This window comes from Variovorax davisae, assembly GCF_030316845.1.
GTDB lineage: Bacteria > Pseudomonadota > Gammaproteobacteria > Burkholderiales > Burkholderiaceae_C > Variovorax > Variovorax davisae.
Genome location: NZ_JASZYS010000008.1, coordinates 261977 through 275843 on the forward strand (window position 1 = coordinate 261977; position 13867 = coordinate 275843).

Genomic DNA, 13867 nt, shown 5'->3' on the forward strand with positions numbered 1-13867 from the left:
GGATTCGAGCATGGCCGAAGTATCTCCGCGCCGGTGGCAGGACGTCCACCGGTCTGGACGATCGGCCATGAACCGGCGACGGCCTGCAAGCCGCGGCGCGGCGTCCGCGGCCAGCATCGAGCCCTGTTCCATCACCTGCAAGGAGACGATCATGACCAACACTTTGACACTGGTCCTGGGCGGCACGGGCAAGACCGGCCACCGGGTGGCGCAAGGGCTCCGGGCCCGCGGCCTGGGCGTTCGGATCGGGTCGCGCGCCGCCGTGCCGGCCTTCGACTGGGAGGCGCAAGGCGGCTGGCCGGCGGTGCTGGAGGGCGTCGCTGCCGTCTATATCGCTTACCACCCCGACCTGGCGGTTCCGGGCGCGCCGGCGGCCATCCAGGCCTTCACGGACCTGGCGGTGCGCAGCGGCGTCCGGCGGCTGGTGCTGCTGTCGGGCCGGGGCGAGCCGCAGGCCCGGCGCTGCGAGGACATCGTGCGCCGGGCCGGCACCGACTGGACCGTGGTGCGCGCCAGCTGGTTCTGCCAGAACTTCAGCGAGGGGTACCTGGTCGAGCCGATCCGCGCCGGCCTCCTTGCGCTGCCCGTCGGTCCGGTGGGGGAGCCCTTCGTCGACGCCCGCGACGTCGCCGAGGTTGCGCTGGCGGCCCTCACCGAGCACGGGCACGCGGGGCAGGCCTACGAAGTGACCGGCCCCCGGCTGTGGACCTTTGCCGAGGCCGCGGCCGAGATCGGCCGGGCCGCCGGGCGCCGGGTCGGGTTCGTCCAGCTGCCGATGGACGACTACGCGGCGGCGCTGCAGGCGGCCGATCTTCCGCCGGACGAGGTCGCGCTGATCCGCTACCTGTTCACCGAGGTGCTGGACGGCCGCAACGCCTCGATCGCCGATGGCGTGCAGAAGGCGCTGGGCCGGCCGCCCACGGGGTTTGCCGACTATGCGCGCGAGACGGCGGCGGCCGGGGTCTGGGGCTGACGCCTGTGGCTACCAGCGCCAGCGCTCGGCTTCCAGGTCGTCGCCCACGTTGTAGTGGTCGACCAGCCCGGTGGGATCGACGTAGATGTAGAGCAGCCGCCGGTTGTTGATGTGCAGGTAGCGCCACGACCAGACCGTGCCGTTGAACGAGGTCACGCGGGTCTGCTGGTAGGGCGGCCCGTAGGTGAAGAGCACGTCGGGGATGCGCCACTGGCCGGGCCGGATGGTGCTGCCGAACAGGCCCTCGTCGAGTTCCTGCCGCACCGACTGGACGCGGCCCGCCGCGTCGAGGTCGACGTTGCTGACCTGGAAGCCGGCCGGGCCGCGCGAATACTGCAGCCGCTCGCCGCCGGCGAATCGGTAGGTCGCGGTCGGCGGGCCCAATTGCTGGAGCACCGCGTCCCGTGGCGCGCCCATCGGGACCCGCGACGGGTCGCTGGCGCAGCCGGCCAGCAGGCCGCAGAGCAGCGCGACCGCCGCGGCGGCCTTGAAAGGGAAGCGGGCCTGAAATCGCATGGTTGCTGGAGTGTCGGCGAGGCCGGGCGTTGCGGTTGTGGGACGAGCCGCTGAACCGCTGTCCGCAAGCATCCCGGCGCGGCGCCGCTCAATCCGCCTCGATCTTCGCCGCCTTGACGACCTCCGTCCAGCGCGCGGTCTCGGATTTCACCAGCGCGTCCATCTGCTGCGGATTCAGGTAGTCGGCCGTCGCCCCCTGTTCCTGGGCCTTCTGCTTGAACGCGGGGGTGGACACGATCCGGGCGATCTCCGCCGTCAGCTTGTCGATGATCGGCTTGGGCGTCCTGGCCGGGGCGAAGACCGCGAACCACGAGGTGGCATCGAGATTCGGCAGGCCCGCTTCGGCGGTCGTCGGCACGTTGGGCAGGCTGGGCAGGCGGGTCTTGCCGGTGGTCGCCAGCACCCGCAGCTTGCCCGACTGGATGTGCGGCACGAAGGGCGGGGCGGTGCCGAAGGTGATGTCGACCTGGCCGCCCAGCAGGTCCTGCAGCGCCGGGCCGGTGCCCTTGTACGGGATGTGGGTGAGCTGGATGCCGGCCTGCTGCTCGAGCATCGCGCCGGTCGCGTGCTGCAGCGAGCCGTTGCCCGACGAGGCGTAGTTGATCTTGCCCGGATGCGCCTTGGCGTAGGCCACCAGCTCGCCCAGGGTCTTGAAGGGGAGGTCGGCGCGCACCACCACGATCTGCGGCGCCGACAGCACGTTGGCCACCGGCGTGAAGTCCTTGGCCTCCCATTGCGGCGCCTGCTTGCTGACCAGCGGCGTGATGAGGTGGTAGCCCGAGTACTGCATCAGCAGCGTGTAGCCGTCGGGCTCGGCGCGCTTCACCGCGCCGGCGGCGATGACGCCGTTGGCGCCGCCCTTGTTGTCGACCACCACGGTCTGGCCGAGCGCGGCGCCCAGCGGGATGCCGAGCATGCGCGCCGCGATGTCGGTGGTGCCGCCGGCCGCCGTGGGCACCAGCAGCATCACCGGGCGGCTCGGGTAGCCGGCGGGCGCCTGGGCGTGCAGGGCCGGGGCGGTGCCGAGGGCGGCGATGCCGAGCGCGGCCAGGCCGAGGGCGCGGCGCGAGAGGGAGTGAGCGGGTTTCATGGAAGTCTCCTGTCGTCGTTCTGGAAAAAATGAATCTGTCTTCAGGCATCGCGCGCCAGCGCCCGGTCGCGCCACAGCGCGAAGTCCGGCGGCGGCGCGTGCAGGTCGAGCCGGCGGCCGGCCTTGGCGATCTGGCTCGGGATCTCGTGGCCGATCAGGGCCGGCAGCCGCGCGGCCGCCTGCAGCAGCAGCGCCAGGTCGCAGCCGGTGTCGAAGTCCATCAGCTCGAGGGCGTGCACGATCTCCTCGGTGCAGACGTTGCCGCTCGCGCCCGGTGCGTAAGGGCAGCCGCCGAGGCCGCCGAGCGAGGCGTCGAAGCGGTCGGCGCCGGCGTCCAGCGAGGCCAGCACGTTGGCCAGGCCCATGCCGCGCGTGTTGTGGAAGTGCAGGGTCAGCTCGGCGGCAGGGAGCCGTTGGCGAAACGCCTGCACCATCCGCGCAACCTGGGTCGGGAAGGCCATGCCGGTGGTGTCGCACAGCGTGATGCCGCGGGCGCCGGCGGCCATGAAGCGCGCGGCCCAGTCGAGCACCACTGCCGGGTCGATGTCGCCTTCCATCGGGCAGCCGAATACGCACGAAAGCGAGACGTTGACCGGCACCCCGGCCTGCCGCGCCAGCCCGATCACCGCCGACAGTGCCGTGAAGGACTGGTCGCGCGTCATCCGCAGGTTGGCCAGGTTGTGGGTCTCGCTGCACGACATCACGAGGTTGAGTTCGTCGGCGCGCGCCTCGATCGCCCGCTCGGCGCCGCGCAGGTTCGGCACCAGGCAGGTGTAGACCACGCCGGGTGCGCGGGTGATCTCGCGCAGCACGACCTCGGCGTCGCGCAGCGCCGGGATGGCCTGCGGCGAGACGAAGGCGGTGGCCTCGATCTTGGCCAGGCCGGCGGCCGACAGCGCATCGATCAACGCGATCTTGTCGGCGGTGGGCACGAAGGCCGATTCCATCTGCAGGCCGTCGCGCGGCCCGACTTCCTGCATGTGGACGCGGCGGCGTGCGCCCGTCCACGGTGTGTTCGATGCGGTCATGCGATGGCTCCTTTCGAGCGCAGCAGTGAAATCTGTTCGGCCGTCAGGCCGGCCTCGCGCAGCACGGCGTCGGTGTCGTCGCCGAGCCGCGGCGCCGAGGAGCGCACGCCCCCGGGCGTGCCCGACAGCTTGGGCACGATGCCGGGCACGTCGACCTCGTGGCCATCGCGCGTGACCTGGCGCAGGATCATGTCGCGCGCCCGGTAGTGCGGGTCCTCATGGATGTCCCGGGCGGTGTAGACCCGGCCCGCCGGAACCCTGGCCGCGCCGAGTTGCCGAAGCACCTCATCGATGGTGCGCGACAGGGTCCAGGCGCCGATCGCGGCGTCGAGTTCGTCGACCCGCGCCACCCGGCCCGCGTTGTCCTGCAGGTCGGGCGCGGCCGCCAGGTCGGGGCGGCCCACCACGTCCATGAGGCGGCGGAAGATGCTGTCGCCGTTGCCCGCGACCAGCACGTAGCCGTCGGCGCAGCGGTAGGCGTTGGACGGTGCGATGCCCGGCAGCGCGCTGCCGGCCGCCTCGCGCACCGCGCCGAAGGCGCTGTACTCGGGCAGCAGGCTTTCCATGACGTTGAAGACCGCCTCGTGCAGCGCCACGTCGATGACCTGGCCCGGGCCGCCGTGCGCCTTGCGGTGGTAGAGCGCCAGCAGCACGCCGATGGTGCCGTGCAGCGCCGCCAGCGTGTCGCCGATGGAGACCCCAACGCGCACCGGCACCCGCCCGGGCTCGCCGGTGAGATGGCGCAGCCCGCCCATCGCCTCGCCGATGGCGCCGAAGCCGGGCAGGTCGCGGTAGGGTCCGGTCTGGCCGTAGCCCGAGATGCGCAGCATCACCAGCCCGGGGTTGATCCGGCGCAGGTCGTCCCAGCCCAGGCCCCAGCCTTCGAGCGTGCCGGGCCGGAAATTCTCGATCAGCACATCGGCCTCGGCGATCAGCCGGCGCGCGAGGTCCTGGCCCTCGGCGGCGCGCAGGTCGATCGCCACCGAGCGCTTGTTGCGCGACTGCACCTGCCACCAGACCGAGGTGCCGTCCTGCAGCAGGCGCCAGTTGCGCAGCGGGTCGCCGCTGCCCGGCGCCTCGATCTTCACGACCTCGGCGCCGAACTCGCCGAGCGTCTTGCCGCAGAAGGGGCCGGCGATCAGCTGGCCCATCTCGACCACCTTGAGGCCGGCGAGGGCGGAGTTGGAATCGGTGTTCATGGCGCGAATCATGGCCGGCGGCGAGGGGGCCGCAAAGCGGTCATTGGCGAGGCTGCCATCGCGGATCGCGATGGTGGTCCAATAGCCCTGCATGAAGCTCGATCCTGTCTCCTTGCGCCTCTTCGTCGCGGTCATGGAAGAGGGCACCATCGCGGCCGCCGCGCTGCGCGAGCACCTGGCGCCGGCGGCCGTGAGCAAGCGCATCAGCGAGCTCGAGGCGGCGCTCGACGCGGTGCTGTTCCAGCGCAGCAACAAGGGGGCCCAAGCCACCGCGGCCGCGCATGCGCTGCTGGGGCTGGCGCGCGGCGTGCTCTACGGCCTGGACGACATCGCCGAGCAGATGGCCGGCTACGCGAGCGGGCTGCGCGGCCACGTGCGGGTGTTCGCCAACATCTCGGCCATCACGCAGTTCCTGCCCGACGACCTGCGCAGCTTCATGGCGGCGGCCCCGCTGGTGCAGGTGCACCTGCAGGAGCGCATCAGCTCGGCCATCGCGCGCGCCGTGGCCGACAGCACGGCCGACATCGGCATCCTCAACGCGGGCGCCTACGGCGAGGCCCTCACCCTGCTGCCGTACCGCGAGGACGAGCTGGTGCTGATCGTGCCGCGCGCGCATCCGCTGGCGCGGCGCAAGAAGGCCAGCTTCCGCGAGGCGCTGGCGCACGAGTTCGTCGGCGCCCATCCGGGCAGCGCGGTCAACGAGCAGCTGCACCGGGCGGCGGCGGAAATCGGCCTGCCGCTGCGCCTGCGCATCCAGGTCAGCGGCTACGACGCGATGTCGTTGATGGTGGCGGCCGGCATGGGCATCGGCATCCTGCCGCGCCTGAGCGCGCGGCTCTACCTGGCGTCGCTCGACATCCGCGCCGTCGCGCTCGACGAGCCCTGGGTGCGGCGGCAGCTGGTGGTGTGCGTGCGCTCGCTCGAGGCGCTGTCGCCGGCGGCGCGCAGCCTGGTCGACCACCTGTGCGCAGGGGCTTCGCCGCGCCGTCCCTGATGGGCGCTCGCGCGGTCTACCGCAATATCGCTGCGTCGAAGATCCGTCGCTTGGCGTTGAGGATATGGACCCGTGTGGCCTCGGCGGCGTCGGCCGGGGATCGCTGCCCGATCGCGTCGAGGATCTGCTGGTGCTCCATCTGGACCAGCCGGACGCGCTCGATGGTCATCTTCGATCGCACGCTGCGCGCCAGTTCCATGAATTGCCTGATGGGCGCGACGCTGGTTTCGACGGCGGCCACGAAGAACTGGTTGTGCGAGGCCCTCGCGATCGCCATGTGGAACCGGACGTCGTCCTCGATGCCCTTGTTGCCGCCTTCCATGGCCAGGGTCTGCGCTTCCAGGCAGGCCCTGATCGCTGCCAGGTCGTCGGCCGTTCGGAACTCCGCAGCGGCGGCCGCCGCGCCCGATTCGACCACCGTGCGGTAGGCGTAGTAGCGCTCGATGTCCGAATAGTTCCTGATCGGCGGCATGCTCGATGCCGGCGTGCCGGGGGCGCGCACCACGTGGCTGCCGGAGCCGCGCCGGGACTCGATGATGCCGTCCGATCGCAACCTCGACAGCGCCTCCCGGACGGTCGGCCGCGAGACGCCGAACCGGGAGGCCAGTTCGCTTTCGGTCGGCAGCTTCTTCGAGTCGACGTAGTCCCCGCGCAGGATGGCTTCGACCATCCTGGAATAGATCTGGTCGGGCAATGTGCCGCCATGGGCGTCTAGCAAGTGATCCGCCATCGAACCGGTACCCGAAGTCTTTGTCAGACAACTATAGCGGATCTTCGAATGGGCCCGGGCGCATCGAGTCGCATGTTCCCGCTCGTGGCCACGGACTCAGCAGAAACCCGCATGACAATCGAAAAGTTGTCTTACAAAATCTGCGCCTGCCAAGCCCTTCCATCAGGAGATTCCGAATGCGCCCAGTTTCCCTTTCACGGCATCGCCGCGCCCTCATTGCCGCCGTTCTCGGCGCGGCGAGCGGGTCCGTCATCGGCCTGGTCCAGGCGCAGGAACTGCCGAAGTCTCCGGTGGTGATCAACGTGATCGACGCCGCGGGCAACCTGGCGCTGACGCAGGGGGCTTTCGAGGCCTACCAGGCGCAGAACCCCAAGCTGGTGTCCAAGTTCACCTTCACCAAGGCGCCCGCGCCGGAGATCCCGGCCAAGATCAAGGCGATGCAGAACGCGGGCCGCAGCGACATCGACATGATCATCGTCGGCACCGATGCACTCGCCGCCGGCCTCGAGATGAACCTGTGGGTCAAGCTGTTCCCAGACTACGCGGCCAAGTTCCCCAAGCTGCAGGAGAACTACCTCCCCAACGCCTACAAGATGCACGCGCTGGCGAAGGACCACGGCCTGGCCATCGTCTTCATGCCGGCCGGCCCGCTGGTCGAGTTCAACCCCGACAAGGTCAAGGCGCCGCCGACGACGCCCCAGGAACTGCTAGCCTGGTGCAAGGCCAATCCCAACAAGCTGATCTATGCGCGGCCCGCCAACTCCGGTCCGGGGCGCACCTTCATGATGGGACTGCCCTATCTGCTGGGCGACAAGAACCCTGCCGATCCGATCAACGGCTGGGACAAGACCTGGGCTTACCTGAAGGAACTCGATGCCTGCATCGAGTACTACCCCACCGGCACCGCCGCCGTGATGAAGGAGCTGGGCGAAGGCTCGCGCGACATGACGCTGACGGTCACGGGTTGGGACATCAACCCCAGGGCGCTGGGCATCGTGCCGAAGAACTTCGAGGTGCTGCCGTTCAAGGGCATGACGTGGGTCAACGACGCGCACTACATCGTGATTCCCAAGGGCGTCCCGCCGGAGAAGCAGGCGGTGGTGCTCGACCTGATGGCTTTCCTGCTCAAGCCGCAGCAGCAGGCGATCACCTACGACAAGGGCTATTTCTATCCGGGCCCGGCGGTCAAGGACGTGCCGCTGTCGCTGGCGCCCAAGGAGAGCCAGGAGGTGATCAAGGAGTTCGGACGGCCCGACTACGACAAGTGGCTGGCCCAGTTCCCTCATGCCGTGCCGCTCGAGCCCAAGGCCATGGTCGATGCATTCCGCCGCTGGGACCAGGACATCGGCACCCGCAAGACCAAGTGATTCGCGGCGCGCACTGCGCGTACGACCGACGCCGCAGGCGCCCTCGCGGGCGCTCGCCGGCCGACTCCTTTTCCAGCATGGCGTCTCATGACTTCAAATTTTTCCGAGTTGCGCCTCGATGGCGTCACCCGCCGATTTGCCGCGGGCAAGGGCGTGCAGAGCTTCACCGCGCTCGATGCCTTGACCATGACGGTGCGGCGCGGCGAATTCATCGCGCTGCTCGGACCCTCGGGCTGCGGCAAGTCGACGGCGCTCAATTGCCTGGCCGGCCTGCTGCCCTTGACGGGTGGGAGCATCCGGCTCGACGACACGCGCATCGACGTGCTGCCGCCTGAAAAGCGGGGCTTCGGCATGGTGTTCCAGAACTACGCGCTCTTTCCGCACATGAGCGTGGCGCGCAATGTCGCCTTCGGGCTGGCGATGCGCGGCGTGCCCGCGGCCGAGTCGGCGCAGCGCGTGAAGCGGGCGCTGGACCTGGTGCAGCTGAACTCGCAGGCGCACAAGCTGCCCGGCCAGTTGTCCGGCGGGCAGCAGCAGCGGGTCGCGATCGCCCGGGCGATCGTCATCGAGCCGCCCCTGGTGCTGATGGACGAGCCGCTGTCGAATCTCGACGCCAAGTTGCGGCTGGAGATGCGCGCCGAGATCCGGCGCATTCACCGCGAGCTGGGACGATCGACGATCTACGTCACCCACGACCAGGACGAGGCGCTGTCGCTGGCCGATCGCGTGGTGGTCATGAAGGACGGCGTGGCGCAGCAGATTGCCGAACCGCAGCGCATCTACGCGGAGCCGGCCAATCTGGACGTGGCCCGCTTCATGGGCTATCGCAACCTGGTGGCGCTGGACGTGCGCTCGGGGGGCGGCGGGTCGGTGCAGCTCGCCGGCAGCGGCCTGGCGCTCAGCGCGCGGGCGATGCAGCCGCTGACCGGCGGCAAGGCGATGCTGGCGATCCGGCCCGAGGAATTCGACGTCGTCTCCTCGCCGGTGGACAACAGCTTCGCCGCCCAGGTGCGCAATGTCGAATACTGCGGCCACGACAACATCGTCGACGTCGAGGTGGCCGGCGGCCTGATGCTGATCGTTCGCACGACGGCGCGGCTGCGGGTCGGCGATCCGGTCACGCTGGCCATTGCGCCGGACAAGGCGCTGGCCTATCCGCTCGATCCAGCCGCGGGCCTGGCGCCATGACCAGCGCCACCCCGTCCTCCTTCGACCGCTCCCTGCTGCTGCTGGTGCCGGCGACGCTGTTCATGGTGGTGCTGTTCGTCTACCCGTTCCTCTACGGCCTGCAGTTGTCGTTCCGTCCGATGGAAGGCGACTGGCTGGCCAACTACACGCAGTTCTTCACCACCGACAACCTGCGCGACACGGTGTGGACCACGCTCAAGCTGGCCATTCCCGCCACCGTGATCAACGTCGGCCTGGCGCTGCCGATCGCCTACCAGATGCGCCGCAGCGGCCGCTTCCAGAAACTGATCACCACGCTGCTGGTGATTCCGTTGACGCTGGGCACCGTCCTGATCGCCCAAGGCATGCTCGGCTACTTCGGCCCCAAGGGCTGGCTGGCGCAGTCGCTCCAGTGGCTGCACATCTACGAAGGCCCGATCCGGCTGACGCACAACTACTGGGGCGTGCTGATCTCGCTCATCATCTCGGGATTTCCGTTCGCGTTCCTGCTCACGCTGTCGTACATCACCGGCATCGACCCCAACCTGCCGCGCGCTGCCTCGACCCTGGGCGCATCGCCGTGGAACCAGTTCCGGCATATCTATCTGCCGCTGCTGGTGCCGGGGCTGGCGATGGCCTTCGCGCTGTCGTTCGTGCAGGCCTTCTCGGTGTTTCCGTCGGCGGTCCTGCTCGGGTCGCCCGCCGGCGCCACCCGCGTGATCTCGATCGCGGCGTACGAGGCCGCCTTCGAGCGCTACGACTATTCCATGGCTTCGGCCATCGCGATGCTGATGGGCGTGGTGCAGCTGTTCGTCGTTGCCGCGGTCCTGGGCGCCCGCGGGATGTTCTATCGGGGACCCGTCTCCGGCGGGAAGGGTTGAGCATGGACACGCATCGCCTGCTGATGAAACTCTGGAGGTCGCTGGTCGCGCTGGTGATGGGCTTCTTCATCATCAACGTCGCCTTCATGGTGGCCGCGGTCGGCACCAGCTCGGTGGCCCGCCGCTGGCTCGGCACCTGGCTGCCCGATGGCTACACCTTCAGCTGGTACCAGACCGCCTGGAAGGAGTTCCAGCTCGACAGCGTGCTCTGGGTGACGATCGAGGTGGTGGCCGCCGTCGTGTTCCTGTCGATCCTGATCGGCGTGCCGGCGGCCTACGCGCTGGCGCGGCGCAACTTCCGCGGCAAGAACCTGCTGATGGGGTTGTTCCTGCTGCCGCTGATGATCCCGCCGATCACCTACGGCATTCCGCTGGCGACCGTGATGTACCAGGCCCACATCGCCGGCACCATCTTCGGCGTGATCCTGGCGAACATGATTCCGGCCGTGCCGTTCATGATCCTGGTGATGACGCCGTTCATCGAGCAGATCGATGCCAACCTCGAATCCGCCGCCCGCGTGTTCGGCGCCAACACCTTCAAGCTGTTCTGGCACGTGCTGCTGCCGCTGCTGGCCCCGGGCATCCTGGCGGCCTCCCTGCTGGTGCTGGTGCGCACCATTGGCATGTTCGAGCTGACCTTCCTCACGGCCGGCCCGGATTCGCAGACGCTGGTGGTGGCCCTGTACTACGCGGTCTTCGCCGCGGGCGTGCGGGCGCCGCAGTCCGTCGATGCGATGGCGATGGTCTACATGGCGGTCACGCTGGCCTGGCTGCTGATCGCGCTGCAGTTCGTCAACCCGACGCAGCTGGTCAGCCGCGTCAAGGAACATCCCCAAACGGCCTGAGGCCGATCGTCATGAAAATCACGCAAGTCGATACGGTCCACGCGGCCGCCTATCCCAACATCCTGTGGGTGCAGGTCCACACCGACACGGGCCTGGTGGGCCTGGGGGAGACCTTTCGGGGCGCCCAGGCCGTGCAGGCGCAGATCCATGAACTGGTCGCCCCTTACTTGCTGGGAAAGGACCCGCTCGCCATCGAAGCCCACAGCCAGCACCTGCTGTACGGCTATGTCGGCTTCGCCAGCAGCGGCGCCGAGACGCGCGCCGCTTCGGCGGTCGACATCGCGCTGTGGGACCTGTTCGGCCAGGTCACGCAACAGCCGCTCTACCAGTTGCTCGGCGGCGCGGTGCGCGAGCGCGTCCCGGTCTACAACACCTGCGCGGGCTACACCTACAACAAGGCGCCGCAGCGCCGCTCGGTGACGCAGGCCAGCGCCGAGGTCGCGCCGGAAGGGCCCTACGAGGACCAGGTCGCGTTCGTCAAGCGCCCGGCGGCGCTGGCCGAAAGCCTGCTGTCCGAGGGCTACAAGGCAATGAAGATCTGGCCCTTCGATCCGTTCGCCCAGGCCAGCGGCGGCCAGTCGATCTCGGCCCGGGACCTGGACACGGCACTCCAGCCCTTTCGCGAAATCCGGCGCGCCGTCGGCCACGAGATGGACATCATGGTGGAGCTCCATTCGATGTGGAACCTGCCGATGGCGGTGCGGATCGCGCAGGCGCTCGAGGAGTTCAAGCCCTATTGGATCGAGGACCCGGTCCAGATGTCCAACCTGGACACGATCGCCGAATTCCGTTCGCGCACCCGTGTTCCGGTCTGCGGCAGCGAGACGCTGGCCACCATCCAGCCATTCGTCCAGCTGCTCAAGAACAATGCGGTCGACTATGTGATGCTGGACCTGGGCTGGGTCGGCGGCCTGTCCGAAGCCAGGAAGATCGCGGCCCTGGCGAAGGCCTTCCACAAGCCGGTCGCGCCGCATGACTGCACCGGTCCGGTCGTGCTCGCGGCGTCGCTCCACCTGGCGATGAGCACGACCAACGTGGTGCTGCAGGAAGTGGTGCGCGCCTACCTCGGGGGCTGGTACCGCGAGCTGGTGACACAGTTGCCCGATGTCCGCGCCGGCCATGCGACGGTTCCGCCCGGCGCCGGCCTGGGCCTGGCGCTGTCGCCGGCGCTGCTGCAGCGGCCTGACGTCACCGTGCGCAGTTCGAAGCTGTGAGCGGATCGCGATGCACCTGAACGTGACGCCCGAGACCACGCTGCGCAGCGGGGCGCTGACGGCGACGCTGGCGCCGGCTGCCGGCGGACGCATCACCGGTCTTTGCGGCACGGCCGCGGGCGAGACCATCGACTGGCTGGTGCCGCTCGCCGACGCCGTGCGCGCCGCCGGGTTCGAATCCACGCAGTGGCCCAAGGCCGGCTGCTACCCCCTGGTGCCGTTCTCGAACCGCATCCGCGACGGCCGCCTGGCCGGCCCGCAGGGGAGGGTGCAGCTGCCGCTCCATCCGGGGGAACGGCATGCGCTGCACGGCGTCGGCCAGCAGCGGCCCTGGCGCCTCGAGCAGCACGCAGCGGACCGCGCCACCATGACCTACGTCCATGTGCCGGGGGACCACGGCTGGCCATGGGCTTTCATCGCCGAGCAGGTGGTGGAACTCGACCCCGCAGGCCTCTCGCTGAACCTTCGGGTCCGCAACGAGGGGCGGGAGCCGATGCCCAGCGGTTGTGGCTTCCATCCCTATTTCCCGGCCCGCTTCGCGCACGCCCTGCAGTTCGATGCGCGCACCGTCTGGCCGGCGGACGCCGAATTCCTCGCCAGCACGCCGGTGCCGACCGGTCCGGTGGACGACTACGCGTCGGCGCGCGCCTTGCCCGATGTCGAATGCACGCGCTACTACGCCGCATGGAACGGACAAGCGCGGATGGCGGCGCCCGACGGTGCCGCGATCGAACTGCTGGCCAGCGCCGCGCTGCAGCACCTGGTGTTGCATCGGGCGGGTCCGGGCGCCTACTTCTGCGTCGAACCGGTCTCGCATGTCGCCGACGCCGCCAACCTGGCCGCGGCGCGCGCCGACACCGGCTGGCGGCTGCTCGCGCCCGGCGAGGCGATGGCCTGCAGCCTGCGCCTGAACGTCTCTTCAAGCCTTGTCCCCATGGACGCCACGAGATCGACCCCATGACTGAATCGACTGCTTCCCTCCGAACCGCGCTGGACGGCATCTCCGGCATCCTGGTGACGCCCTTCGACGCTTCCGACCACATCGCGCCGGATCGCCTGGCGCCCGTGGTCGACCGTGCCATCGAGGCCGGCGTCCATGTGCTGGTCGCCAACGGCAACACCAGCGAGTTCTTCGGCCTGACCATGGCGGAGGCCGAGCGCATGGTGCATGCCGCGGCGGAACATGTCCGAGGCCGCGTGCCCTTGCTGGGCGGCGTGGGGCGCAGCGTGCACGACGCCTGCGCCCTGGCGCGCGCCTCGCGCCGGGCAGGTGCCGCTGCCCTGATGGTGCATCAGCTGACCGATCCTTTCGTCGCGCCCAGCGGGGTGGTCACCTATGTGCGCCGAATTGCCGATGCGGCGGACGGCCTGCCCGTGGTGCTCTATCTGCGCGACGACGCGATCGGCCTGCCGGTGATCGAAGCCCTGTGCCGCATTCCGCAGGTGATCGGCGTGAAATGGGCGTCGCCCACGCCCTTGCGCCTGGTCCAGGCGATGGCGCAGGTGGCCGACCGCGGCCTGGCCTGGGTGTGCGGCCTGGCCGAGCCCTGGGCCCCGCCGATGTATGCAGTGGGCGCCCGCGGCTTCACCTCGGGGCTGATCAACGTGCGGCCCGACCTGTCGGTGCGCATTCACGCCGCGCTGGCGAAGGGGGACTACACGCTGGCGACGGAATTGATCGGCGGCATCGCGACCTTCGAAGAATTGCGCACGCACGAGCGCAACGGTTCGAACGTGAGCGTGGTGAAAGCGGCGCTGCAATACGCCGGGCGGGACTGCGGCGCGGCCCGGCCGCCCAGCACCTGGCCGCTGCCGGAAGCGGACCTGGCGCAGCTCCGGCGGCTGGTCGACGGCTGGAAGTAG

14 protein-coding genes are annotated in these 13867 nt (G+C 69.6%); 9 read left to right on the top strand and 5 right to left on the bottom strand.

The features are described from left to right. Positions 1-151: 151 nt before the first annotated feature. The gene (locus tag QTI33_RS20165) at positions 152-973 is read left to right on the top strand and encodes a Rossmann-fold NAD(P)-binding domain-containing protein (protein WP_286508044.1); all 822 of its coding nucleotides are present in this window, start codon (positions 152-154) and stop codon (positions 971-973) included. Between the two features lie 9 nt (positions 974-982). On the opposite strand, the gene QTI33_RS20170 is transcribed toward QTI33_RS20165, so the two are convergent. The 4 genes from QTI33_RS20170 to QTI33_RS20185 form a co-directional block, all read right to left on the bottom strand. Continuing rightward, the gene (locus QTI33_RS20170; RefSeq protein WP_286508045.1) at positions 983-1489 is read right to left on the bottom strand and encodes a hypothetical protein; all 507 of its coding nucleotides are present in this window, start codon (positions 1487-1489) and stop codon (positions 983-985) included. 88 nt (positions 1490-1577) lie between these two features. Continuing rightward, positions 1578-2579 (bottom strand): Bug family tripartite tricarboxylate transporter substrate binding protein, encoded by a 1002-nt coding sequence (locus tag QTI33_RS20175; RefSeq protein ID WP_286508046.1) that lies wholly within the window; start codon positions 2577-2579, stop codon positions 1578-1580. A gap of 41 nt (positions 2580-2620) precedes the next feature. After that, positions 2621-3607 (bottom strand): hydroxymethylglutaryl-CoA lyase, encoded by a 987-nt coding sequence (locus tag QTI33_RS20180; protein ID WP_286508047.1) that lies wholly within the window; start codon positions 3605-3607, stop codon positions 2621-2623. Beyond that, complete coding sequence (locus QTI33_RS20185) at positions 3604-4806, bottom strand: CaiB/BaiF CoA transferase family protein (RefSeq protein WP_286508097.1); 1203 nt, start codon at positions 4804-4806, stop codon at positions 3604-3606. Before QTI33_RS20185 ends, QTI33_RS20180 begins: the two co-directional genes overlap by 4 nt. 91 nt (positions 4807-4897) lie before the next feature. On the opposite strand from QTI33_RS20185, the gene QTI33_RS20190 reads away from it, so the two are divergent. After that, a complete protein-coding gene (locus QTI33_RS20190; RefSeq protein WP_286508048.1) occupies positions 4898-5800 on the top strand; it encodes a LysR family transcriptional regulator in 903 nt (300 codons plus the stop codon). A gap of 16 nt (positions 5801-5816) precedes the next feature. Here QTI33_RS20190 and QTI33_RS20195 read toward each other — a convergent pair whose 3' ends face one another. Continuing rightward, complete coding sequence (locus QTI33_RS20195) at positions 5817-6518, bottom strand: FadR/GntR family transcriptional regulator (RefSeq protein ID WP_286508049.1); 702 nt, start codon at positions 6516-6518, stop codon at positions 5817-5819. 188 nt (positions 6519-6706) lie between these two features. Here QTI33_RS20195 and QTI33_RS20200 point away from each other — a divergent pair, with 188 nt between their 5' ends. From QTI33_RS20200 to QTI33_RS20230, 7 genes are all read left to right on the top strand, one after another. Beyond that, complete coding sequence (locus QTI33_RS20200; RefSeq protein ID WP_286508050.1) at positions 6707-7897, top strand: ABC transporter substrate-binding protein; 1191 nt, start codon at positions 6707-6709, stop codon at positions 7895-7897. Positions 7898-7984: 87 nt separating this feature from the next. After that, a complete protein-coding gene (locus tag QTI33_RS20205) occupies positions 7985-9085 on the top strand; it encodes an ABC transporter ATP-binding protein (RefSeq protein WP_286508051.1) in 1101 nt (366 codons plus the stop codon). Continuing rightward, a complete protein-coding gene (locus QTI33_RS20210; protein WP_286508052.1) occupies positions 9082-9945 on the top strand; it encodes an ABC transporter permease in 864 nt (287 codons plus the stop codon). Before QTI33_RS20205 ends, QTI33_RS20210 begins: the two co-directional genes overlap by 4 nt. 2 nt (positions 9946-9947) lie before the next feature. Continuing rightward, a complete protein-coding gene (locus tag QTI33_RS20215) occupies positions 9948-10790 on the top strand; it encodes an ABC transporter permease (RefSeq protein WP_286508053.1) in 843 nt (280 codons plus the stop codon). Positions 10791-10801: 11 nt separating this feature from the next. Further along, positions 10802-12004, top strand: a complete 1203-nt coding sequence (locus QTI33_RS20220; RefSeq protein ID WP_286508054.1) for a mandelate racemase/muconate lactonizing enzyme family protein — start codon at positions 10802-10804, stop codon at positions 12002-12004. 10 nt (positions 12005-12014) lie between these two features. Further along, entirely contained in the window at positions 12015-12965 is a 951-nt protein-coding gene (locus QTI33_RS20225) for an aldose 1-epimerase (RefSeq protein ID WP_286508055.1), read from the top strand. Next, on the top strand, positions 12962-13867 hold the full coding sequence (locus tag QTI33_RS20230; protein ID WP_286508056.1) for a dihydrodipicolinate synthase family protein: 906 nt from the start codon (positions 12962-12964) through the stop codon (positions 13865-13867). Before QTI33_RS20225 ends, QTI33_RS20230 begins: the two co-directional genes overlap by 4 nt.